Annotated in this window: 20 protein-coding genes; 10 read left to right on the top strand and 10 right to left on the bottom strand. The window is 69.8% G+C overall.

The features are described 5' to 3' along the window. Positions 1-189: 189 nt before the first annotated feature. Positions 190-954, bottom strand: a complete 765-nt coding sequence (locus AQI94_RS08265) for a GntR family transcriptional regulator (RefSeq protein WP_031038935.1) — start codon at positions 952-954, stop codon at positions 190-192. A 306-nt stretch (positions 955-1,260) separates the two neighbouring features. On the opposite strand from AQI94_RS08265, the gene AQI94_RS08260 reads away from it, so the two are divergent. From AQI94_RS08260 to AQI94_RS08245, 4 genes are all read left to right on the top strand, one after another. After that, positions 1,261-2,544, top strand: a complete 1,284-nt coding sequence (locus tag AQI94_RS08260; protein WP_031038938.1) for an extracellular solute-binding protein — start codon at positions 1,261-1,263, stop codon at positions 2,542-2,544. Positions 2,545-2,695: 151 nt separating this feature from the next. After that, positions 2,696-3,676, top strand: coding sequence for a carbohydrate ABC transporter permease (locus tag AQI94_RS08255; RefSeq protein ID WP_031038941.1), 981 nt, complete (start codon positions 2,696-2,698; stop codon positions 3,674-3,676). Continuing rightward, entirely contained in the window at positions 3,673-4,524 is an 852-nt protein-coding gene (locus AQI94_RS08250; protein ID WP_031038943.1) for a carbohydrate ABC transporter permease, read from the top strand. The genes AQI94_RS08255 and AQI94_RS08250 overlap by 4 nt, the downstream gene beginning before the upstream one ends. Before the next feature lie 8 nt (positions 4,525-4,532). Then, entirely contained in the window at positions 4,533-6,017 is a 1,485-nt protein-coding gene (locus tag AQI94_RS08245; RefSeq protein ID WP_062229657.1) for a glycoside hydrolase family 3 protein, read from the top strand. Positions 6,018-6,093: 76 nt separating this feature from the next. Here the strand turns inward: AQI94_RS08245 and nagB are convergent, their stop codons facing one another. Next, complete coding sequence (gene nagB / locus AQI94_RS08240) at positions 6,094-6,879, bottom strand: glucosamine-6-phosphate deaminase (protein WP_031042413.1); 786 nt, start codon at positions 6,877-6,879, stop codon at positions 6,094-6,096. 210 nt (positions 6,880-7,089) lie between these two features. Here nagB and AQI94_RS08235 point away from each other — a divergent pair, with 210 nt between their 5' ends. Beyond that, entirely contained in the window at positions 7,090-8,163 is a 1,074-nt protein-coding gene (locus AQI94_RS08235) for an SIS domain-containing protein (RefSeq protein ID WP_031042415.1), read from the top strand. 15 nt (positions 8,164-8,178) lie between these two features. Here the strand turns inward: AQI94_RS08235 and AQI94_RS08230 are convergent, their stop codons facing one another. Further along, positions 8,179-8,931: an SDR family oxidoreductase gene (locus AQI94_RS08230; RefSeq protein ID WP_031042418.1), complete on the bottom strand. Its 753-nt coding sequence runs from the start codon at positions 8,929-8,931 to the stop codon at positions 8,179-8,181. A 92-nt stretch (positions 8,932-9,023) separates the two neighbouring features. On the opposite strand from AQI94_RS08230, the gene AQI94_RS08225 reads away from it, so the two are divergent. Both AQI94_RS08225 and AQI94_RS08220 read left to right on the top strand, forming a co-directional pair. Then, positions 9,024-9,665, top strand: a complete 642-nt coding sequence (locus AQI94_RS08225) for a TetR/AcrR family transcriptional regulator (protein ID WP_031042420.1) — start codon at positions 9,024-9,026, stop codon at positions 9,663-9,665. Between the two features lie 386 nt (positions 9,666-10,051). Next, entirely contained in the window at positions 10,052-11,518 is a 1,467-nt protein-coding gene (locus tag AQI94_RS08220; protein WP_031042422.1) for a sensor histidine kinase, read from the top strand. Positions 11,519-11,696: 178 nt separating this feature from the next. Here AQI94_RS08220 and AQI94_RS08215 read toward each other — a convergent pair whose 3' ends face one another. Both AQI94_RS08215 and AQI94_RS08210 read right to left on the bottom strand, forming a co-directional pair. Next, positions 11,697-11,954: a WhiB family transcriptional regulator gene (locus AQI94_RS08215; protein WP_006142322.1), complete on the bottom strand. Its 258-nt coding sequence runs from the start codon at positions 11,952-11,954 to the stop codon at positions 11,697-11,699. A 321-nt stretch (positions 11,955-12,275) separates the two neighbouring features. Continuing rightward, positions 12,276-13,244, bottom strand: coding sequence for a diacylglycerol/lipid kinase family protein (locus AQI94_RS08210; RefSeq protein ID WP_031042426.1), 969 nt, complete (start codon positions 13,242-13,244; stop codon positions 12,276-12,278). A gap of 170 nt (positions 13,245-13,414) precedes the next feature. On the opposite strand from AQI94_RS08210, the gene AQI94_RS08205 reads away from it, so the two are divergent. After that, positions 13,415-13,864 (top strand): hypothetical protein, encoded by a 450-nt coding sequence (locus AQI94_RS08205; RefSeq protein WP_031042428.1) that lies wholly within the window; start codon positions 13,415-13,417, stop codon positions 13,862-13,864. A gap of 194 nt (positions 13,865-14,058) precedes the next feature. Here AQI94_RS08205 and AQI94_RS08200 read toward each other — a convergent pair whose 3' ends face one another. From AQI94_RS08200 to AQI94_RS42605, 3 genes are all read right to left on the bottom strand, one after another. Further along, positions 14,059-15,204 (bottom strand): RNA polymerase sigma factor SigF, encoded by a 1,146-nt coding sequence (locus tag AQI94_RS08200; RefSeq protein ID WP_078902684.1) that lies wholly within the window; start codon positions 15,202-15,204, stop codon positions 14,059-14,061. Positions 15,205-15,221: 17 nt separating this feature from the next. After that, the gene (locus AQI94_RS08195) at positions 15,222-15,635 is read right to left on the bottom strand and encodes an ATP-binding protein (protein ID WP_004925829.1); all 414 of its coding nucleotides are present in this window, start codon (positions 15,633-15,635) and stop codon (positions 15,222-15,224) included. Positions 15,636-15,894: 259 nt separating this feature from the next. Beyond that, complete coding sequence (locus tag AQI94_RS42605; RefSeq protein ID WP_007384626.1) at positions 15,895-16,155, bottom strand: UBP-type zinc finger domain-containing protein; 261 nt, start codon at positions 16,153-16,155, stop codon at positions 15,895-15,897. Between the two features lie 85 nt (positions 16,156-16,240). On the opposite strand from AQI94_RS42605, the gene AQI94_RS08190 reads away from it, so the two are divergent. Beyond that, positions 16,241-17,839, top strand: a complete 1,599-nt coding sequence (locus AQI94_RS08190; protein WP_031042434.1) for a Na+/H+ antiporter — start codon at positions 16,241-16,243, stop codon at positions 17,837-17,839. Between the two features lie 29 nt (positions 17,840-17,868). Here the strand turns inward: AQI94_RS08190 and AQI94_RS08185 are convergent, their stop codons facing one another. Then, positions 17,869-18,762, bottom strand: coding sequence for a 1-aminocyclopropane-1-carboxylate deaminase/D-cysteine desulfhydrase (locus tag AQI94_RS08185; protein WP_031042436.1), 894 nt, complete (start codon positions 18,760-18,762; stop codon positions 17,869-17,871). 22 nt (positions 18,763-18,784) lie between these two features. Further along, positions 18,785-19,375, bottom strand: a complete 591-nt coding sequence (locus AQI94_RS08180) for an N-acetylmuramoyl-L-alanine amidase (RefSeq protein WP_031042438.1) — start codon at positions 19,373-19,375, stop codon at positions 18,785-18,787. A gap of 313 nt (positions 19,376-19,688) precedes the next feature. Here AQI94_RS08180 and AQI94_RS08175 point away from each other — a divergent pair, with 313 nt between their 5' ends. Beyond that, positions 19,689-21,095: a family 2B encapsulin nanocompartment shell protein gene (locus AQI94_RS08175; protein WP_031042441.1), complete on the top strand. Its 1,407-nt coding sequence runs from the start codon at positions 19,689-19,691 to the stop codon at positions 21,093-21,095. Positions 21,096-21,133 lie beyond the last annotated feature (38 nt).

The following is a 21,133-nucleotide window of genomic DNA, read 5'->3' as shown; positions in this document are numbered from 1 at the left end:
CCGACCAGGACGACGAGGTCCTCCCGTCCAGACGGAGTCGGGAGGACCGTAGAGCAGGATGCGGCAGTGCGCTACACCGTGTGCGTGTCCGGGGTGCGTGGTGCGTGGTGCGTCTGCGGCGCCGTCGTGGCTTGTCGCGCCCACGCGTTGGAGCCGCAGATCGATACAGCCCCGCGCCCTGGGCGGGTTCTAGTCCACCGGCCTCTTCAGCCGGGCCACGAACTTGTACCGGTCGCCCCGGTACACCGAGCGCACCCACTCCACCGGCTCGCCCTTCTTGTCGAAGGAGTGGCGGGACAGCATCAGCATCGGCAGGCCCACGTCGGTGCCGAGCAGGCCGGCCTCGCGCGGGGTGGCCAGGGAGGTCTCGATGGTCTCCTCGGCCTCGGCGAGATGGACGTCGTAGACCTCGGCGAGCGCGGTGTAGAGGGACGTGTACTTGACCAGTGACCTGCGCAGGGCCGGGAAGCGCTTGGCGGAGAGGTGGGTCGTCTCGATGGCCATCGGCTCGGCGTTCGCCATGCGCAGGCGCTCGATGCGCAGCACCCGGCCGCCGGCGGTGATGTCGAGGAGCTCGGCGAGACGGTCGTCGGCGGTGATGTAGCCGATGTCGAGCAGCTGCGAGGTGGGTTCGAGGCCCTGGGCTCGCATGTCCTCCGTGTAGGAGGTGAGTTGCAGCGCCTGGGAGACCTTCGGCTTGGCCACGAAGGTGCCCTTGCCCTGGATGCGCTCCAGACGCCCCTCGACCACCAGCTCCTGCAGGGCCTGGCGCACGGTGGTGCGGGAGGTGTCGAACTCGGCGGCGAGCGTGCGCTCGGGCGGTACCGGCGTACCGGGCGACTGCGTCTCCGTCATGTCGAGCAGGTGCTTCTTCAGGCGGTAGTACTTGGGCACGCGCGCGGTACGGACGCCTGCCCCGCCCTCGGTCTCCGCACTGCTGACGTCGCTGCTCATGGTCTGCCTTCCCGGCTCCGGATGCGGGTCACATCGTGATCCCTTCTGTATACCGTCGCCACCTCTTTTGGTCTAGTCCACAGAGATGAGTGGTCTAGCGGACGACAGTACTCCGGCGCGGCTGTTTTCGCTGGCTTCTTTACTAATGGTTCCTGCATATGTAGGTCGCATAACGGCTGGTCAGGGCGTTTTCGAACACCCTTGACAGGGTTCCTGGTCTGGTCCAAGCTCCCCCTACTGGTCTACACCATTGGTCCAGGTCCCGGCCTGTGGGCGGGAGGTGTGGGCATCCCTGAGGAGGGTGGCGTGAAGCGCAAGCTGATAGCCGCGATCGGTATCGCGGGCATGGTGGTCACCGTCGCGGCGTGTGGGGGCAGCGACAGCGGAAGTTCGGACAACAGCGGCGCGGACGCCAAGGAGCTGACCGTCTGGCTCACCGTCGACGCCCAGAACAACTGGCCCGAGCTGGTGAAGGCCGCGGACGCGGCGGTCCAGAAGAAGCACCCCGGCATCAAGATCAACCACGAGTACTACGGCTGGCCCGACAAGAACACCAAGCTCGACGCGGTCCTCGCCACCGACAAGGCCCCCGACGTGGTCGAGATGGGCAACACCGAGATGCTGGGCTACATGGTCAAGGGCGCCTTCGCGCCCCTGGACACCTCGAAGTTCACCAACTCGTCCGCCTGGCTCGACGGCCTCAAGGCCTCGGTGACCTACGACGGCAAGACCTACGGCGTCCCGTACTACGCGGGCGGCCGGGTCGGCAACTGGCGCAAGGACGTCTTCGCCTCCGTCGGCGTCAAGTCCACCCCGAAGACCTACGCGGAGCTCACCGCCGCCCTGGACAAGGTCCAGAAGAAGGAGGGCGACAAGTTCTCCGCCTGGTACCAGCCCACCCGTGACTGGTACGCGGCCATGTCCTTCGTCTACGACGCCGGCGGCTCCATCGCGGTCGAGTCCGGCGGTCAGTGGAAGGCCAACCTCTCCTCGCCCGAGTCGGTCAAGGGCCTCACCGAGTTCAAGAACGTCGTCGACAAGTACATGCACGGCGACAAGACCAAGGACGAGTCCGACCGCTACATCGTCTACGGCCAGGGCAAGTCCGGCATGATCTTCGGCGCGGCCTGGGAGGGCGCGACCTCCGCCGACCCGAAGAACGACAAGACCGGCAAGCTCAAGGACAACCTCCAGAACTTCGTGATGCCCGGCCCGTCCGGCAAGAACATGCCGGTGTTCCTGGGCGGTTCGGACCTCGCCGTGCCGGTGAAGTCGAAGGCGCAGGCCGTCGCCGCCGAGTGGATCAACGCGTTCACCGGTCCCTCCGGCCAGAAGGGCCTGATGGCCAAGGGCAACCTGCCCAACAACAAGACCGACCTCGCCACCCTGAAGAACGACCCGGCGACCGCGGTCCCGGCCACCGCGGCCGAGTCCAACTGGTTCGTGCCGATGGCTCCCGGCTGGGGCCAGGTCGAGAAGGCGCAGGTCCTGCAGACCATGCTCCAGAACATCGGCACCGGCAAGAAGTCGGTCGAGGCCGCCGCGAAGGACGCGGACACCGCGATCGACAAGGTCATCAACACCAAGTGACCGCAGGCAGGGCCCCGTTGAGACCGGCGGGGCCCTGCTTCCCGTACCGCCGTACGGGTTTCTGCTTCCCGTGCCGCCGTGCGGGCTTCGCTTTCGTACGGCGTACGGGCTTCGCTTTCGTACGACCAGAGGGACCGCTGAGGAGCGCGCCATGAGTGCCGCAGACACGACCACCCCCACCGAGGTGCCACCGCCGATGTCGGTACCGCCGCCGTCCAGGCCGGCCCCGTCGAGCAGAAAGCGGACCTTCAGCGCCACCCCGTGGCTGCTGCTCGCCCCCTGCCTGCTGATCCTGGTGCTGGTCCTCGGCTATCCGCTGGTCCGTCTGGTCGGCCTGTCCTTCCAGAAGTTCGGGCAGTCCCAGCTGTGGGGCTTCCAGCCGGCCGAGTGGGTCGGCTTCGACAATTTCACGGGCGTGCTGGGCGACAGCGAGTTCTGGGCGGTCGTCGTCCGGACCGTCGTCTTCGCGGCCGGCTGCGTCATCTTCACCATGGTCGCGGGCATGCTGATCGCCCTGCTGCTCCAACGGGTCTCCGGCTGGGTGAAGACCCTCGTCAACATCGCCCTGGTGGCCAGCTGGGGCATGCCGATCATCGTCGCCACCACGGTCTTCAAGTGGCTGTTCGACGCGGACTACGGCATCCTCAACGCGCTGCTCAGCAAGCTGCCCGGCGTCGAGATGATCGGCCACAACTGGTTCGCCAGCGGCCCCCAGGGCCTGGCCGTGATCATGCTGCTCGTGGTGTGGGGCGCGGTGCCCTTCGTCGTCATCACGCTCAGCGCCGGCCTCACCCAGGTCCCGGCGGAACTGGAAGAGGCGGCCCGGCTGGACGGAGCGAGCGCCTGGGGAGTCTTCCGGTACGTCACCGTGCCCGTCCTCAAGCCGATCATCGTGATGCTCACGACCCTGTCGGTGATCTGGGACATGGGCGTCTTCCCGCAGGTGTTCGTGATGCGCAACGGCCACCCCGAGGAGGAGTTCCAGCTCCTGACCACCTACTCCTACGACCGTGCCTTCGTGGTCAACGACTACGCGCAGGGCTCGGCGATCGCCCTGCTCACCGTGCTCCTGCTGCTCGGGGTCGTCGCCGTCTACATGCGTCAGATGCTGAAGATCGGAGAGGTCGAATGAGCGCGCTCGCCCAGGCCGGCGGCCGTCGCCGCGGGAAGTCCAAGGCCGGCTGGAACCTTCTCGGCCTCCTCGTCTTCGTGACGGCCGGCTTCCCCGTCTACTGGATGCTCAACACGGCGTTCAAACCGGCGAAGGACGCGATCGACCCGGACCCGAGCCTGCTGCCCACCGGCATCACCTTCTCCAACTTCAGCCGCGCGCTGGACATCGCCGACTTCTGGGGCCCGGTCGGCCGCAGCCTGATCGTCTCCCTGGCGGTCGTCGCGATCGGCATCGTCGTCGGCACGCTCGGCGCCCTCGCCATCTCCCGCTTCTCCTTCCGCGGCCGGAAGATCGTGATCGTGGGCATCCTCGCGGTCCAGATGATCCCGCTGGTCGCGATGATCATCCCGGTCTTCCTGCTCCTGAACGACCTCGACCAGTACGACAAGCTGTCGGGGCTGATCATCACCTACCTGACCTTCATCCTCCCCTTCACGGTGTGGACGCTGCGCGGCTTCATCGTCAACATCCCGAAGGAACTGGAGGAGGCGGCGATGGTCGACGGCTGTTCCCCCACCGGCGCCTTCCTGCGGGTGGTCTTCCCGCTGCTGGCCCCCGGCATGGTCGCCACCTCGGTCTACGGCTTCATCCAGGCCTGGAACGAATACCTCTACGCCCTCATGCTGCTCAGCCAGAAGAACCAGACCGCGACCGTCTGGCTCGGCAACTTCACCACCAAACACGGCACCGAATACGCCCCGATGATGGCCGGTTCCACCATGATGGCCGTGCCGATCGTGGTCCTCTTCCTCCTCGTCCAGCGCAAGATGGCCGCGGGTCTCACCGCGGGCGCCGTGAAGGGATAACGCCCCCGATGACGACATTCGCCAGCGGCACAGACACACTGACGCGGGACGCCCTCACCGTCCTCCAGCCCGGCTTCACCGGCACCACCGCCCCCGACTGGCTGCTGCGCCGCCTCGGCGAGGGCCTCGCCTCGGTCGGCCTGTTCGGCCGCAACATCGCCTCCCCGGAACAACTGGCTTCCCTGACCGCCCAGTTGCGCGCCGAACGCGACGACGTCCTGGTCGCCATCGACGAGGAGGGCGGTGACGTCACCCGCCTGGAGGTGCGCACCGGCTCGTCCTTCCCCGGCAACCACGCCCTCGGCGCGGTGGACGACCTGGAACTGACGAGGAAGGTGGCCGCCGAGCTCGGCCGCCGCCTCGCCGCCTGCGGGGTCAACCTCAACTGGGCCCCGTCGGCCGACGTGAACTCCAACCCCTCCAACCCGGTGATCGGCGTCCGCTCCTTCGGCGCCTCCTCCGAACTGGCCGCCCGGCACACGGCGGCCTATGTCACCGGCCTGCAGTCGGCGGGCGTCGCGGCCTGCACCAAGCACTTCCCGGGCCACGGCGACACCGCGACCGACTCCCACCACGCCCTGCCGCGCATCGACGCGGACGAGTCGGTACTGCTGGAACGGGAACTGCGGCCCTTCCGCGCGGCCATCGCCGCCGGAACCCGCGCGGTGATGACCGCCCACATCCTGGTCCCCGCCCTGGACCCGGACCTCCCGGCCACCCTGTCCCACAGGGTGCTGACCGACCTGCTGCGCGGCGAACTCGGCTACACCGGCCTCATCGTCACCGACGGCATGGAGATGCAGGCCATCGCCGGCACCTACGGCATCGAGCGCGGCAGCGTCCTGGCGGTCGCCGCCGGCGCCGACGCGATCTGCGTGGGCGGCGGCCTGGCCGACGACGAGACGGTACGGCGCCTGCGCGACGCCCTGGTCTCGGCGGTCCGCTCGGGCGAACTCCCCGAGGAGCGGCTCGCGCAAGCGGCGGAACGCGTCCGCACCCTGGCCCACTGGACGGCCGCCGGCGCCGCCGACGCCCAGTTGCCGGCCGACGAGGAGGTGGGACTGCGCGCGGCCCGAAGGGCGCTGCGCATCACCGGCGCGGACGGCTTCACCCCCCTCACCGAGGCGCCCTACGTCGCCGCCTTCACCCCGGTCGCCAATGTGGCCGTGGGCGACGAGACGCCCTGGGGCGTGGCCGCCGAACTCGCCCGTCTGCTCCCCGGCACGGAAACGGGCAGCTTCGCCGGCGAGGACGCGGGCCTCGCCACCCTGGCCGCGGCCGGCCCCCGCCGCATCGTGGCCGTGGTCCGCGACGAACACCGCCACCCCTGGATGGGGGCCGCCCTGGGCACCGTCCTCCGCACCCGCCCCGACACCGTCGTGATCGAAATGGGCCTGCCCCAGGCCCCGGCCCGAGGAGCCCTGCACATCGCGACCCACGGCGCGGCAAGGGTGTGCGGCAGGGCTGCGGCGGAGGTCATCGCGGGGGAGTAGGCCCCACGACAGGACAGGTGCCGGTTCCCTTCGAGGGGACCGGCACCTGTCTTCGCCCGGGGAGCGGGAGCCCGCCCTAGATCCCCTGCCAGTCAGGCTTGTTGACGAACGTGTGCCGGAAGTAGTCCGCCAGCTTCAACTTCGAGGCGGCCCCCTCGTCCACGACCACCGTCGCATGCGGATGCAGCTGCAGCGCCGACGCGGGACACACCGCGGCGACCGGTCCCTCCACCGTCGCCGCCACCGCGTCCGCCTTGCCCTCACCCGTCGCGAGCAGCACCAGATGCCGCGCCTCGAGAATCGTCCCGATCCCCTGAGTGATCACATGGTGCGGCACCTGCGAGATGTCCCCCTCGAAGAACCGCGCGTTGTCCACCCGTGTCTGCTCGGTCAGCGTCTTGATCCGGGTCCGCGAGGCCAGCGAGGAACACGGCTCGTTGAAGCCGATGTGCCCGTCCGTCCCGATCCCGAGCAGCTGCAGATCCACGCCCCCGGCATCGGCCAGCGCCGCGTCGTAGGCCTGGCAGGCACCGGTGATGTCCTGGGCCGTCCCGTCCGGCCCCATGAAGGAGGCCATCGGAATCCCCAGCGGCTCCAGCACCTCGCGCCGCAGCACCGAACGGTAGGACTCCGGATGCTCGGCCGGCAGCCCCACGTACTCGTCGAGCTGGGCTATCCGGCCCCGCGAGGTGTCCACGGCACCGGACCGCACCTTGGCCGCCAGGGCCTCGTAGATGGGCAGCGGGGTGGAGCCGGTGGCCACGCCGAGCAGGGCGTCGGGCTTGCGCCGGAGCAACTGGGCCATGGCCTCGGCGATGAGCTCGCCACCCGCCTTGGCGTCCGGAACGATGACAACTTCCACGCTGGGCCTGCCGATCTGAGGAAAGGGTCTGATCTGTAGCAACGGTCTGAACAGAGCGGGCTCGACCGGACCCCGGTACGGCCCATGTGGTTTAGACCAATCTAACAGAATCGGGTTCCGCGGCCCAGGTCCCCGAAGGCCGTCCCCACGCCATCTCAAGGACGGCCGCCGTTGCGCGCGAGGCAGCCCGACGAGGAGTGCAATAGGGCCATGACCCCTCTCACGACACCCGCCCCCCAGAGCGAACTCCCCGGCCGGATCATGGCCCGCGAGATGGCCGAACAGCCCGCCGTCCTGCGCCGCATCCTGGACGAGGGCGCCCCGGCGATCCGCAAGGTCGCCCAGGAGATCGCCGCCCGCGCGCCCCGCTTCGTCCTGCTCACCGCCCGCGGCACCTCCGACCATGCGGCCCTCTACGCCAAGTACCTCCTCGAAGTCCGCCTCGGCCTGCCCTGCGGTCTGACCTCCATGTCCACCACCACCGCCTACGGCGCCCGCCCCGACCTCACCGATGTCCTCGTCGTCACCGTCAGCCAGTCCGGCGGCTCCCCGGACCTGGTGGCCTCGACCCGGGCCGCCCGCGAGGCCGGCGCCCTCACCCTCGCGGTGACCAACAACCCGGACTCCCCGCTGGCCGGCGTCTCCGAGTACCACGTCGACATCATGGCCGGACCGGAGAAGGCCCTCCCCGCGACCAAGACCTATACCGCCTCCCTCCTCGCGCTCTATCTCCTCGTCGAAGGCCTGCGCGGCGGCGACGGGGCACCCGCCCAGGTGCTGCCGGACCTGGCCGCCGGACTGCTCGCCCGGCAGGACGAGGTCCGCGCCCTCGCCGCCCGCTACCGCTTCGCCGAGCGCATGGTGATCACCTCCCGCGGCTACGGCTATCCCACCGCCAAGGAAGCCGCCCTCAAGCTCATGGAGACCAGCTACATCCCCGCCCTCGCCTACTCCGGTGCCGATCTGCTCCACGGTCCCCTCGCCATGGTCGACAACGTCTCGCCGGTCATCGCGGTCGTCACCGACGGCAAGGGCGGCGAGGCCCTGCAGCCCGTCCTCGACCGACTGCGCGGCCGGGGTGCGGACCTGGTGGTGGTCGGCCCCCGGAGCCAGGTCGAGCAGGCGTCGGCCGGCTTCGTCCTGCCCACCGACGGGGTGGCCGAGGAGGTCCAGCCCGTCCTGGAGATCATTCCCCTCCAGCTGCTGGCCTACGAGGTGACCATCGCCCGCGGCCAGGACCCGGACGCGCCGCGCGCCCTGGCGAAGGTGACGCAGACGCACTGAGCCCTGCCGGACGGCTCACGGCATCGAGCCCCCCGTGGCGTCCACCCAGCTCCCGGTCACCCACCGCCCCTGGTCCGAGGCGAGGAACGCCACCACGTCCGCGACCTCGGCCGGGGTCCCCACCCGGCCGAGCGCCGAGTAGGCCTCCGCCCGCGCCCAGCCGTCCTCGCTGCCGTGCAGGAACGCGGCGGTGTTGTCGGTGTCGACCAGGCCGGGTGCCACCGAGTTCACCCTGATGCCCCGGGCGCCCAGGATCTTGGACAGATCCCGGGAGAACACGTCCAGTGCGCCCTTGGTCATGGCGTAGGCCATGTTGTGCGGCATGGCGGCCGTGCGGGCGAGTCCCGAGGAGATGTTGATGACGCGGCCGCCGTCCCGCAGGCGTATCGCCCCCTGCTTGACCAGGAAGAACGGCGCTTTCACGTTGACCGTGAAGAGCCGGTCGTACTCCCTCTCGTCGATCTCCTCGATCGGGCGTGAGGATCCGATTCCCGCGTTGTTCACCAGGATGTCCAGCCCGTCCGCGTGCCGGTCGAACTCTTCCCAGAGAGCGTCGACGGCTCCGGGTGCCCCCAGGTCGGCCCCGATGGTGAAGGCGGAGCCGCCGGTCGCCTCGATCGCGGCGACCGTCTCCTTCGCCGCCGCCTCACTCCTGCCGTAGTGCACCGCCACCCGCGCACCGTCCCGCCCGAGGCGCTCGGCGATGCCCCGCCCGATGCCCCTGCTCGCCCCCGTCACCAGAGCCGTCCTGCCCGTGAGCACGCTCATGCCGTCGCCCCTCTTTTCTCTAGCGGTCGCTACAAAAAAACCGTACAGCGCCTCCATGTCCTTTCTCTAGTACCCGCTATACAATTCACTCCATGGTGGGCGGCGAACAGACGAAAGAGCAGGTCGAGGCCGGGGTCAGGAAGGCGAAGCCCCGCGGGCGCCCGCGGTCCTTCGATCGCGCGACCGCCCTGGAGAAGGCGATCCTGGCCTTCTGGGAGCACGGATACGAGGCCACCTCCGTCTCCGACCTCACCCGCGTCATGGACATCGGGGCCCCCAGCCTCTACGCGGCCTTCGGCGACAAGCGCTCGCTGTTCGAGGAGGTCGTCAAGGAGTACGGCGTCCGGTACGGCTCCTTCAGTGACCGCGCGCTCGTCGAGGAGCCCACCGCCCGGGCCGCCATGGAGCGAATGCTGCGGGAGGCGGCCGTCGCGTACACGGCCCCCGGTCATCCGCACGGCTGCCTCGTCGTCCACGCCGCCACCAACTGCTCCACCCCGGAGGTCGAGGAGTCGCTGCGCGGGCGGCGCAACGCCAACATCGCCGCCCTCGAGAGCCGTATCAGGGCGGACATCGCGGCGGGGGAGCTGCCGGCCGGTACCGACGCCGCCACACTGGCCCGGTACACCGGGGCGGTGATCCAGGGCATGTCCCAGCAGGCGCGCGACGGCGCGAGCCGGGAGGAGCTGGAGGCCGTCGCGGAAATTGCCATGGCCATCTGGCCCCGCACATGAACCCACACGCGTTAGGCTGCGTGGTGGTTGTTAGGGCGTCCGACTAGTTGACTCCCGTGAGGGAAAGCTCCAACAACAAACACGCTCCACCGCATGGACACACCTAGTGGTCTAGTCCACAATGGAAAATGCGACTTCCGTCTTCCCCGCACAGGAAGGCGGACCGAGGAACCGGAGCTCTCTGCCCTGACTGCCCCGGGTCCTCATCCTCGGCCGACCGGGACCGCACACCCCACGGCCGATATTGCTCCGGGCTGCGGTGCCGGGAAGGTTGAGGGTCCTTCCCAGGCGCCGCGGCCCGCGGGTGTTTCCGGGCACGGTTGTTCCCGGCCCGGTGTTTTTAGGTCACTCACATACCCCCAGGTACGCTCGCACCCGTGCCCTCCATGAACGAACTGGTCCGCCAGCACACCGCGCTCGACGACTCCGACCTCGAGTGGCTGCATCTGCTGGTCTCGGAGTGGCAGCTGCTCTCCGACCTCTCCTTCGCCGACCTCGTCCTGTGGGTCCCCACTCTCGACGGCACCAGATACGTCTCCGTCGCCCAGATGCGGCCCAACACCGGTCCCACCTCCTACCAGGACGACATGGTCGGCCACCTCGTCCCCCGCGGCCGCCGCCCGCTGCTGGACGTGGCGCACGACGAGGGCCGGATCGTGCGCGAGGGCGACCCGGAGTGGCGCGAGGAGGTCCCGGTCCGCGTCGAGTCGATCCCGGTACGACGGGAGGGGCGCGTCCTCGGTGTCATCGCCCGCAACACCAACCTGCTGACGGTCCGCACCCCGAGCCGGCTCGAACTGACCTATCTGCAGAGCGCGTCCGACCTGGCCCAGATGATCGCGGCCGGCTCCTTCCCGTTCCCCAACCAGCAGATGGACATGGACGCGGCCCCGCGCGTCGGCGACGGCCTGATCCGCCTCGACGCGGACGGCATCGTCCAGTACGCCTCCCCGAACGCCCTGTCCGCCTACCACCGCATGGGCCTCGCCTCCGACCTCGTCGGCCAGCACCTCGGCCGGACCACCGCCGAACTCGCCCCGACCCGGGGCCCCGTGGACGAGGCGCTCGCCAAGGTGGCCAGCGGCTGGGCACCGCGCGAGTTCGAGATCGAGGCGCACGACGGGGTCATCCAGTTCCGGGCGATTCCCCTCAAGCCCAAGGGCACCCGCATCGGTTCACTGGTCCTGCTACGGGACGTGACCGAACTGCGCCGCCGCGAGCGCGAGTTGATCACCAAGGACGCGACCATCCGGGAGATCCACCACCGGGTGAAGAACAACCTCCAGACGGTGGCGGCCCTGCTCCGCCTCCAGGCCCGGCGCATCGAGTCCGACCGCGGCCGGGAGGCCCTCGAAGAGGCGGTACGGCGGGTCGGCTCGATCGCGATCGTGCACGAGACGCTGTCTCAGAACCTGGACGAGCGCGTGGAGTTCGACGAGATCGCCGACCGGGTGCTCGCCATGGTCGCCGAGATCTCCCCGGGCAAGGTCACCGGCCGGCGCAGCGGACGCTTCGGCATCCTGGATGCCGAGGTCGCCACCCCCCTGTCGATGGTCCTCACGGAAATCCTCCAGAACGCCCTGGAGCACGGCTTCCGCGAGGGCGAGACCGGCACGGTCGAGGTGTCGGCCGTCCGCGGCGGCACCACCAAGGAGGCCCGCCTTCTCGTGACCGTCCAGGACGACGGCGTCGGTCTGCCCGAGGGCTTCGACCCGCACACCGGGGGCAACCTGGGCCTGCAGATCGTACGGACGCTGGTGGAAGGCGAGTTGGGCGGCACGTTCGACATGGTCCCGGTGCCGGAGGGCGGCACCCGGGTGATCCTGGATGTGCCGGTGCAGGCGCACAAGTAGGGCCGCACACGGTCCGGGCGCAGCAAAAAGCCCCGGACCGTTCAGGGGTCCGGGGCTCAAATGCTCGTTGCCAGCGTGTGCTGCGCATCGGGGGTACTGCGCGCTGCGGCTCGGGGGCGGGAGAAGCGTACGCGGTGTACGCGCCGCCAAGCTCAGGCTGTTTTGTGGGGCGGGTGTGTCAGGCGGAGGCCTGACGGGCCCGGTTGCGGGCGGCACGGCGCTTCATGGCGCGACGCTCGTCCTCGCTGAGACCACCCCAGACGCCGGAGTCCTGACCGGACTCGAGCGCCCACTGCAGACACTGATCCATAACGGGGCAGCGACGGCAGACGGCCTTGGCTTCCTCGATCTGCAGCAGCGCAGGACCGGTGTTGCCGATGGGGAAGAAGAGCTCGGGGTCTTCCTCGCGGCAAACGGCGTTGTGACGCCAGTCCATGGCTGCTACCTCTCCTTGGTATTACGTGCAAGTTGCTTGTGAATGTGAACGCTTTCACGAATCCCTCAACAAGTGAAGGGCCGATCGCCGAGTCTTCCCCGGCGTGGTCCTGTGGATTGAAGAGGGGTTCCGGTGGCCTGTGGACGCTGGTGTTGCGGGCTGTCCCGACCGCCACGTAGAGACTCGCAAACCTCAGCGGCGGATACAACCCCTTCCGGAAAGTTTTTTTTGATTCCTCGGTGTCGACTAGGTCACAGCCGTACTTCCATGGGGTGGACCCTGGCCTAAACGTTCGAGTGAAAGGACTTTAGCCCCTTCTGCTCACACAATCACACGCAGTGCACGGCGTACGCCTGTGAACGTCACGCTCGTACGCAGCCCGAGGTGGTCGCCGTCCATCTGGAGGGGCAGGGGCACCTTCGAATGCAAGGTGAAGCGGTCCAGGTCGTGCAGGGACACGGCGTGCTTGCCATGGGGGCCGCGTTCGGGGGACGAAGTGAGCAACTGGGTGCCATATCGGGCCATCGCGGGCGTCGTCATACGGCTGAGACCGAGCACGTCGAGCCCTTTATCGAACGAGGCCTTAGGCGACGCGTACATAGGGTGATTGCCCAGGAAGGTCCACGGAGAGGTGTTCGAGACTATGGAAAGGACCAGATCGGTCACCGGCTCCGCATCCGGACGCTCCACGGTGATCGTGCCGTGCCGGCGGTGCGCCTCGCCGAAGAACTGGCGCAGGGCCTGGCGGACGTAGAGAGCGTGTGTGGATTTCCTGCCGCGCTCCCGCTGCTGCTCGACCCGGCCGACCACACCCGCGTCGAATCCGAGCCCCGCGTTGAACGTGAACCAGCGTCCCGGTACGGCTTCGTCCTCGGTGCCGGGTGTGCCGGAGGCCAGACCCAGGCCGACCGTCCGCTCGCTGCCCTCGCGCAGGGCGTCCAGGAGGGCGCCGGTGGACTCGACCGCGTCGTTGGGCAGGCCGAGGGCGCGGGCGAAGACGTTGGTGGAGCCGCCGGGGACCACGGCGAGGCCGGGAAGGTGCTCGGGGGCGGGGCCGGCGTGCAGGAGGCCGTTGACCACCTCGTTGACCGTGCCGTCGCCACCCAGGGCCACGACCAGGTCGATGTCCTTGCTCTCCGCCGCCTGCCGGCCCAGGTCGCGTGCGTGGCCGCGGTACTCGGTGGTGACCGCTTCCAGCTTCATCTCGCTCGCGAGCGCGTGGATGAGGACATCGCGCGTACGTGCGCTTGTGGTGGTTGCCGCCGGATTGACCACGAGAAGTGCACGCATGGGTTGCAGCGTACCTACTGGGTGGTACCGGGCACAGGTCGAGGTAGGGATCACGTAAGACTTCGGCACGTGAACCTTGCCACGGGGGCCGGGGGCAACCCGAGTGCGGCGGTGTGCGTTGTCCGCGCCTCACCCGCGGGCACTTCGGGGGCGAGGGCTACCCTTCAGGGGTGAGTAGTGAGCAGACCCCCGTCATCCCCGAGACCGCCGGTCCGCGCCCGCGGCGCCTGACGTACGCCGCCGCCCTGGCCGCCCTGGAAGGGCTCGCGCTCGTCGTGGGAGGCGTCGGGATGCTCGTGGAGGGCCTGGCCGGGGACCCGGACGACCGGCAGTCGGCCGTCACCGGGGGCGTCACGCTGATCGTCCTCGCGCTGCTGCCGCTGCTCGCCGCCCGCGGGCTGCTCGGCCGGCGCAGCTGGAGCCGGGGTCCTGCGGTGATCACCCAGATCATGGCCCTGCCCGTCGCCTACAACCTCCTCCAGGCCGACAGCGTGGCGATCCCGGCGGGCATCGTCCTCGCGGTCGTCGCGGTGGTCGCGCTGATCCTCCTGATCAACCCGGCGACGACCCAGGCGCTCGGAATCCGGGGCCCGGGACGGGCACAGGACGGCAAGCAGTAGCGGTACCCCGACGTGCGGGGCCGGTGAGCGAGCGGTGGCTGCCGGGCCGCGCGGCCTGCCGTCGCCGTAGGACCTGAGCGGCCGGTCGGTGCCGAAGCGGGGAGTGCCAAGCAGGCTGTGCCGACGGCCGGCCTGGGCCCGAGTCCGGCGGTGCGCCGGACGCTCGGACCTCGCTGGGGGTGGGCCGGGTCGGCCTACTCCTCCACCAGCAGCTTCTCCCGGAGCTGGGCCAGGGTGCGGGCCAGCAGGCGGGAGACGTGCATCTGGGAGATGCCGACCTCCTGCGCGATCTGCGACTGGGTCATGTTGCCGAAGAAGCGGAGGAGAAGGATTCGCTTCTCGCGCGGCGGCAGGTCCTCAAGCAGCGGCTTGAGCGACTCCCGGTACTCGACGCCCTCCAGCGCCTCGTCCTCCGCGCCGAGGGTGTCCGCCACCGCCGGGGACTCGTCGTCCGTGTCGGGGACGTCCAGGGACAGCGTGGAGTACGCGTTGGCGGACTCCAGGCCCTCCAGGACCTCCTCCTCCGAGATGGCCAGTTTCTCGGCCAGTTCGTGGACCGTGGGGGAGCGGCCGTGCTGCTGGGAGAGCTCCGCCGTGGCCGTCGTCAGGGACAGGCGCAGTTCCTGAAGGCGCCGGGGCACCCGGACCGCCCAGCCCTTGTCGCGGAAGTGGCGCTTGATCTCACCGACGACCGTGGGGGTCGCGTAGGTCGAGAACTCCACCCCGCGGTCCGGGTCGAAGCGGTCGACCGACTTGATCAGGCCGATCGTGGCGACCTGGGTCAGGTCGTCCAGCGGCTCGCCGCGGTTGCGGAAGCGGCGGGCGAGGTGCTCGACGAGCGGCAGGTGCATCCGGACCAGCCGGTTGCGCAGCTCCGCGTACTCCGGGCTGCCGTCCTTCAGGGCGCGCAGCTCGATGAAAAGGGCACGTGCCCCGCTGCGGTCCTGTGGATCGTGCCGTGGGACCGGCGTGTTGTTCGCGCCCGCCGCGCCGTCCTCTGCGTTTCGCTCGTGCTCGCTCATCGTCCCGCCCGTCGCCCTTCCACGAGCCCTCGCCTCCGTCGGCACCGGGAGGACCCCGGCCCGCCCTGCCGGAGGCGCACCCTGCACGGCACTTTTCCGATCACGCTGCCCGTCGTCCAGCAGGCCGGTCGCCGTCGTGTCGACGACGTCCTCCTCCGGATGCGGCCGGGCCTGCTCGGGGATGCCGTCGATGCCGTCCGCCATGCGGCGGGAACCGCCGGGGCCTTCGTCGCCCAGGCTGTCGGCGCCGCTCGGGCAGGGAGGACGGTGTCCGCCCTCGGCCGGCAGCTCCCGTGTGCCGCGCTCTTCGTCCCGCACCGGCCCGTCCCCGTCCCTCACGCCGGCCCGGGTCCCGCGCCGCGCTGTTTGTAGAGGCTGATCGAAACGGTCTTGTCCTCGTCCACGGCCGACGAGACCTTGCCCGCGAGGGCCGAGAGGACGGTCCAGGCGAAGGTGTCCCGTGACGGTGCGTGACCGTCCGTGGTGGGGGCCGAGACGGTGACCTCCAGCGAGTCGTCGACGAGGCGGAAGACACAGCTGAGCACCGAGCCGGGCACGGCCTGCTGGAGCAGGATCGCGCAGGCCTCGTCCACCGCGATGCGCAGGTCCTCGATCTCGTCGAGGGTGAAGTCCAAACGGGCCGCGAGGCCGGCCGTGGCCGTCCGCAGCACCGACAGGTAGGCACCCGCGGCCGGCAGCCGGACTTCCACGAAGTCCTGGGTCGCGGGCTCGCCTGCGATCTGGGACACCCTCACCTCCAAGGTGGTACAAGCTTTACGGGGGCCGAGGGTCGCCCCCCGGAGTAACGCGACGTGTGTTCAGCGGTGACGCTACCGCGCTCTCGACTTTCCTGTCCCCGGGACCCCAACCCCTTGCCGTCACTCACAGTAAAACTGTGGACACGCTCCGTGTCTAGGGGTTTGCGGCTCCAATTGGGAAGAACGCGCGCCGGGTTGACGTACCCAGACGTCAGACGGTCGAACCGTCCTGGAACCCTGGGGTCCAGGGTCACACAAGGACATGGTCCACGAAGCACCAACGCCAGTTCTCACCCGGTTCGTGAGTCCGCATGACCGGGTGGTCGGAGTCCTTGTGGTGCTTCGTCGCATGTTGTCCCGGTGAGGAGTCGCAGCAGCCGACGTGACCGCAGGACAGGCACAGGCGCAGTTGTACGGGGTGGGTACCGTCCCTCAGACACTCCGGGCACGTCTCGCTGAGCGGCTCGGGCTCCGGGTGCGGCAGCGCGTCGGCGTGCGTGCACTGTTTCATGATTGCCAGGTTACGACGGCCGCGCGGGCGGCCGCGCGGAAAATGAGGGCGGGCGCACGACGATGAGCGAGGGCGGGCGAGGGTCATGGACGTGATGCCACTGCTGCTGCTGGTGGCGGGCAGTGCGGCGATCGCCGCGGCTGCCCGGCGCACCCCGGTGCCGGCGCCGCTGCTGCTGGTCGCGGTCGGACTGCTGGTCTCGTACCTTCCCGGCGTCCCCGAGTACACGCTCGACCCGGACGTGGTCCTGCCGATCATCCTGCCGCCGCTGCTGCACTCCGCGGCCACCGACAGCTCCTATCTCGACCTCAGGGCACAAATGCGGCCCGTGGCGCTGCTGTCGGTGGGGTACGTGCTCTTCGCGACCCTCGTGGTCGGCTGGGCGGCGTACCGGATCGTGCCGGGACTCTCGCTGACCGGGGCGCTCGTGCTGGGCGCGGTGGTGGCGCCGCCGGACGCGGTCGCGGCGACGGCGGTGGCACGCCGGGTGGGGCTGCCCTCCAGGATCACGACCATCCTCCAGGGCGAGTCCCTGGTGAACGACGCGACCGCGATCACCGCCTACCGGGTCGCGCTCGCGGCCGCGATCGGCGAGGGCGCCACCTGGGCGGGCGGTATCGGCGAGTTCCTGCTCGCGGCGGTCGGCGGGGTCGCGGTCGGTCTGGTGCTGATGGTGCCGATCCACTGGCTGCGGACCCACCTCAAGGAGCCGCTGCTCCAGAACACCCTCTCCCTGCTGATCCCGTTCGTCGCCTACGCGGCGGCCGAGCAGTTCCACGCGTCCGGGGTGCTCGCGGTGGTCGTGGTGGCCCTCTTCCTCGGGCACCGCGCGTGGGAGGTCGACTTCGCGACGCGCCTCCAGGAGGACGCCGTCTGGAAGATGGTCGCCTTCGTCCTGGAGTCGTCGGTGTTCGCCCTCATCGGGCTGCAACTGCCCGTCGTGCTGAAGGGCCTCGGGGAGTACGAGGGCGGCCGCGCCGCCTGGTATGCGATCGCCGTCTTCCTCGTGGTCGTCGTGTCGAGGTTCGTCTGGGTCTATCCGGCGACCTTCCTGCCGCGCCTCCTGTCCGCCAGGATCCGCGAGCGCGAGGACAACCCGACCTGGAAGGCGCCCTTCGTCATCGCCTGGGCCGGGATGCGGGGCGTGGTCTCGCTGGCGATCGCCTTCTCCATCCCGGAGCACCTGCACGACGGCGAGCCGTTCGCGGGCCGCAACCTGATCCTCTTCCTGACCTTCACCACGGTCATCGGCACCCTCGTCGTCCAGGGCGTCACCCTGCCCCCGCTGATCCGTCTGCTGAAGCTCCCCGGCCGTGACCAGCAGGCCGAGACCCTCGCCGAGGCCAATGCCCAGGCGCAGGCCTCGCGAGCCGCCGAACGGCGTCTGGACGAACTCCTCTCCGACGAGCGCAACGCCCTGCCGCCACCCCTCGCCGACCGCCTGCGCACGGTCCTGGACCGCCGCCGCAACGCCGTGTGGGAACGCCTCGGAGCGGTGAACCCGGTGACCGGCGAAACCGTCGACGACACGTATCGGCGGCTGTCCGGGGAGATGATCGGCGCCGAGCGCGCGGTCTTCGTGAAGCTGCGGGACCTGCGGTACATCGACGACGAGATGCTGCGGACGCTGCTGCGCAGGCTCGACCTGGAGGAGGCGGCGGCCTACCGGGAGGCGGCCCAGTGAGGCTGGAGCCGGGGTGAGGCTGGCAGGACTCAGGGGAAGGGGCGGCCCGTGACGACCGCCGCGAGGGTCGTCCCGCGCGCGAAGGCGCCCTCTTCGGCGAGGGCGACAAGTCCGTACAGCAACTTGGCGACATAAAGACGTTCCACGGGCAGGCCGTGGCGGTGCCCGAAGTCCTCGGCGAAGGCGTCGAGTTCCGGCGTGGTGCGGGCGTAGCCGCCGAAGTGGAAACGGTCGTCGATCGTCCAGTCACCGCACCGGGCACCGAAGGCACGGCGTTGCAGGGACTCCGTGTCGACGGTCAGGAAGCCGCCCTTGAGGACCGAAAAGCCCAGGCAGCGCTGATCCGGGGCCAGGCCCGCCGCGAGGCCAGCGAGGGTGCCGCCGGTGCCGCAGGCGATCGCGACCACGTCGGCCCGCCCCGCCAGCTCCTCGCCCAGCGCGCGGCATCCTCGTACCGCGAGCGGGTTGCTGCCACCCTCCGGGACGACGTACGCGTCCTCGGCGTCCGTCGCCCGCAGCACGCGCGCGAGAGTGTCCGGTTCGGTCTTGCGCCGGTACGTCGACCGGTCGACGAAGTGCAGTCGCATGCCGTCGGCCGCGCACCGGGCCAGCGAGGGGTTCAGGGGGCGGCCGGCGAGTTCCGCACCGCGGACCACACCGACCGTGGACAGGCCGAGGAGCCGTCCGGCGGCCGCTGTGGCGCGCAGGTGGTTGGAGTACGCGCCGCCGAAGGTGAGGACCGTACGGCCGGCGGCCGCGGTGAGGTTCGGCGCGAGTTTGCGCCACTTGTTGCCGATGAGCTCGGGGTGGATCAGGTCGTCACGCTTGAGGAGAAGGCGCAGGCCGTGCCGGGCGAAGCGGGGGTCCGACAGCTCCTGCAGGGGCGAGGGGAGGCGGGGGCGCAGGGTGTCGAGGCCGGTCACGCCCCCATTGTGACCTGCGCGCTCACGTCAGGCGCTCCCGGATCCGGCCCCGCAGCCAGGCCATAGTGAAGCCCCGCGGATCCACCTTGCCCGGCTGCCACTCCAGGTGGCCGATGACCGACCGCTCCGTCCAGCCGTGGTAGCGGCACACCGCCGCGGAGACCCGCTCGATCGCGGTCAGCTGGGCGGCCGGCCAGGGGTCCTCGCCGTCGCCGAGGTTCTCGCACTCGAAGCCGTAGAAGTGGCGGTTGCCGTCGGTGTTGGCCTCGTTGTCGGGGGGCAGCGCCGTTTCCGCGATCACCGCGCGCAGGACGTCGTCGTCGCCGAGACCGGCGTGGTTGGCGCGGCCGTAGCCGACGAGATGGACGGTGCCGTCCTTGGTGATGACGCCGTGGCACAGGGGGCCCGGCAGGCCGGTGTAGCCCTTGCGGCACAGCTCGACCGTCGCCGCGCTGCCGCTGGTCACCGTGTGGTGGATCATCACGCCGTGCACCGGTCCCCAGGCGCCGACATGGTTGCGGTTGTGGTGCTCCCAGTCGCCGACCTCGACGACGGTGGCGCCCTCCGCCCGCAGGACGGCCAGGAATCTGCCCGCGGACATGGGTGAGGCCATGGCTCCCTCCTTCGTGCTGCGCGCCGGCCGCCGACCGCGGCCGGCCCCTACTGGTCCTTGTACCGAAAGCGGCGGACTCCGACTCCTCGTTCGCACAGCGTGCGAGCTGATTCGGACAGTCAAATTCCGTTCATGACGGTGGAATTGAGGGGGCGTCAGCGGATAGGAAGCGCGCATATGCCCAACCTCGCAATGATCCATTCCCCCTCTTTCGTGTAATAGCACTGGCACGCTCCGTGAGGAAGGCTGGCTCCTGCACATCGATGCCCGGGCGTAGAGCGCGTCCGGGCATGTACCGGGAGGGCAATTCCTTATGTCGGTAGGCGAAGAGGTCCGCACCGAGCAGGGCCGGCCGCAGCAGAGTCTCGGCACGGCGGCCGCGCGGAACCTGGCCACCACCACCAAGTCGGCACCCCAGATGCAGGAGATCAGCTCCCGCTGGCTGCTGCGCACGCTGCCCTGGGTGAACGTGCAGGGTGGTACGTACCGGGTGAACCGACGCCTGAGCTACGCCGTCGGTGACGGCCGGGTGACCTTCGTGAAGACCGGGGACCGGGTCGAGGTGATCCCCGCCGAGCTGCGCGAGCTGCCGGCGCTCAGGTCGTACGAGGACGACGCCGTGCTCTCCGAGCTCGCCCAGCGCTGCCAGCAGCGGGAGTTCACCCAGGGTTCTGTGATCGCCTCGTTCGGCGCCCAGGCCGACGAGGTGTACCTGCTGGCGCACGGCAGGGTGGAGAAGGTCGGCACCGGCCCCTACGGCGACGACGCGGTCCTCGGAGTCCTCGCGGACGGCGCCTACTTCGGCGACCAGGCGCTCCTGGACCCGGACGCCATCTGGGAGTACACCGCCCGCGCGGCCACCGCCTGCACGGTCCTCGTGCTGCCCCGCCAGGACGTCGACCAGGTGGCGGAGCGTGCCGAAGCCCTGCGCGAGCACCTGCGGGAACAGCGCGCGATCCCCTCGCAGCGCACCAACAAGTACGGCGAGAAGGAGATCGACCTCGCGGCGGGCCATGACGGCGAGCCCGACATCCCGCACACCTTCGTGGACTACGACGCCAGTCCGCGTGAGTACGAGCTGAGCATCGCCCAGACCGTCCTGCGCATCCACACCCGGGTGGCCGACCTCTACAACCAGCCGATGAACCAGACGGAACAGCAGATCCGGCTGACCGTCGAGGCACTCAAGGAGCGCCAGGAGCACGAGCTCGTCAACAACCGCGAGTTCGGGCTGCTGAACAACTGCGAGTACGACCAGCGGCTCCAGCCGCACGACGGCGTGCCCAGCCCCGACGACCTCGACGAGCTGCTCAGCCGCCGCCGGGGCACCAAGCTGCTGCTGGCCCACCCGCGCGCGATCTCCGCGATCGGCCGTGAGCTCAACAAGCGCGGACTGGTCCCCGAGACCATCGACATGGGCGGCAACCGCATTCCCACCTGGCGCGGGGTGCCGATCTATCCGTGCAACAAGATCCCGGTCACCCCGGAGCGGACCACCTCGATCATCGCCATGCGTACCGGTGAGGCCGAGCAGGGCGTGATCGGTCTCCAGCAGGCCGGCATCCCGGACGAGATCGAGCCGAGCCTGTCGGTGCGGTTCATGGGCATCAACGAACAGTCGATCATCAAGTACCTGGTGACGGCCTACTACTCGGCGGCCGTGCTGGTGCCGGACGCGCTCGGAGTCCTGGAGAACGTCGAGATCGGCCGCTGGAGGTGACGTCCCCGCGCCGGGGAGCCGTGCCCCCGCCCACCGGG

This window comes from Streptomyces pseudovenezuelae, assembly GCF_001513955.1.
GTDB lineage: Bacteria > Actinomycetota > Actinomycetes > Streptomycetales > Streptomycetaceae > Streptomyces > Streptomyces pseudovenezuelae.
Note: the sequence above shows the minus strand (reverse complement) of the source record. Positions and strands in the feature narration are given on the sequence as shown.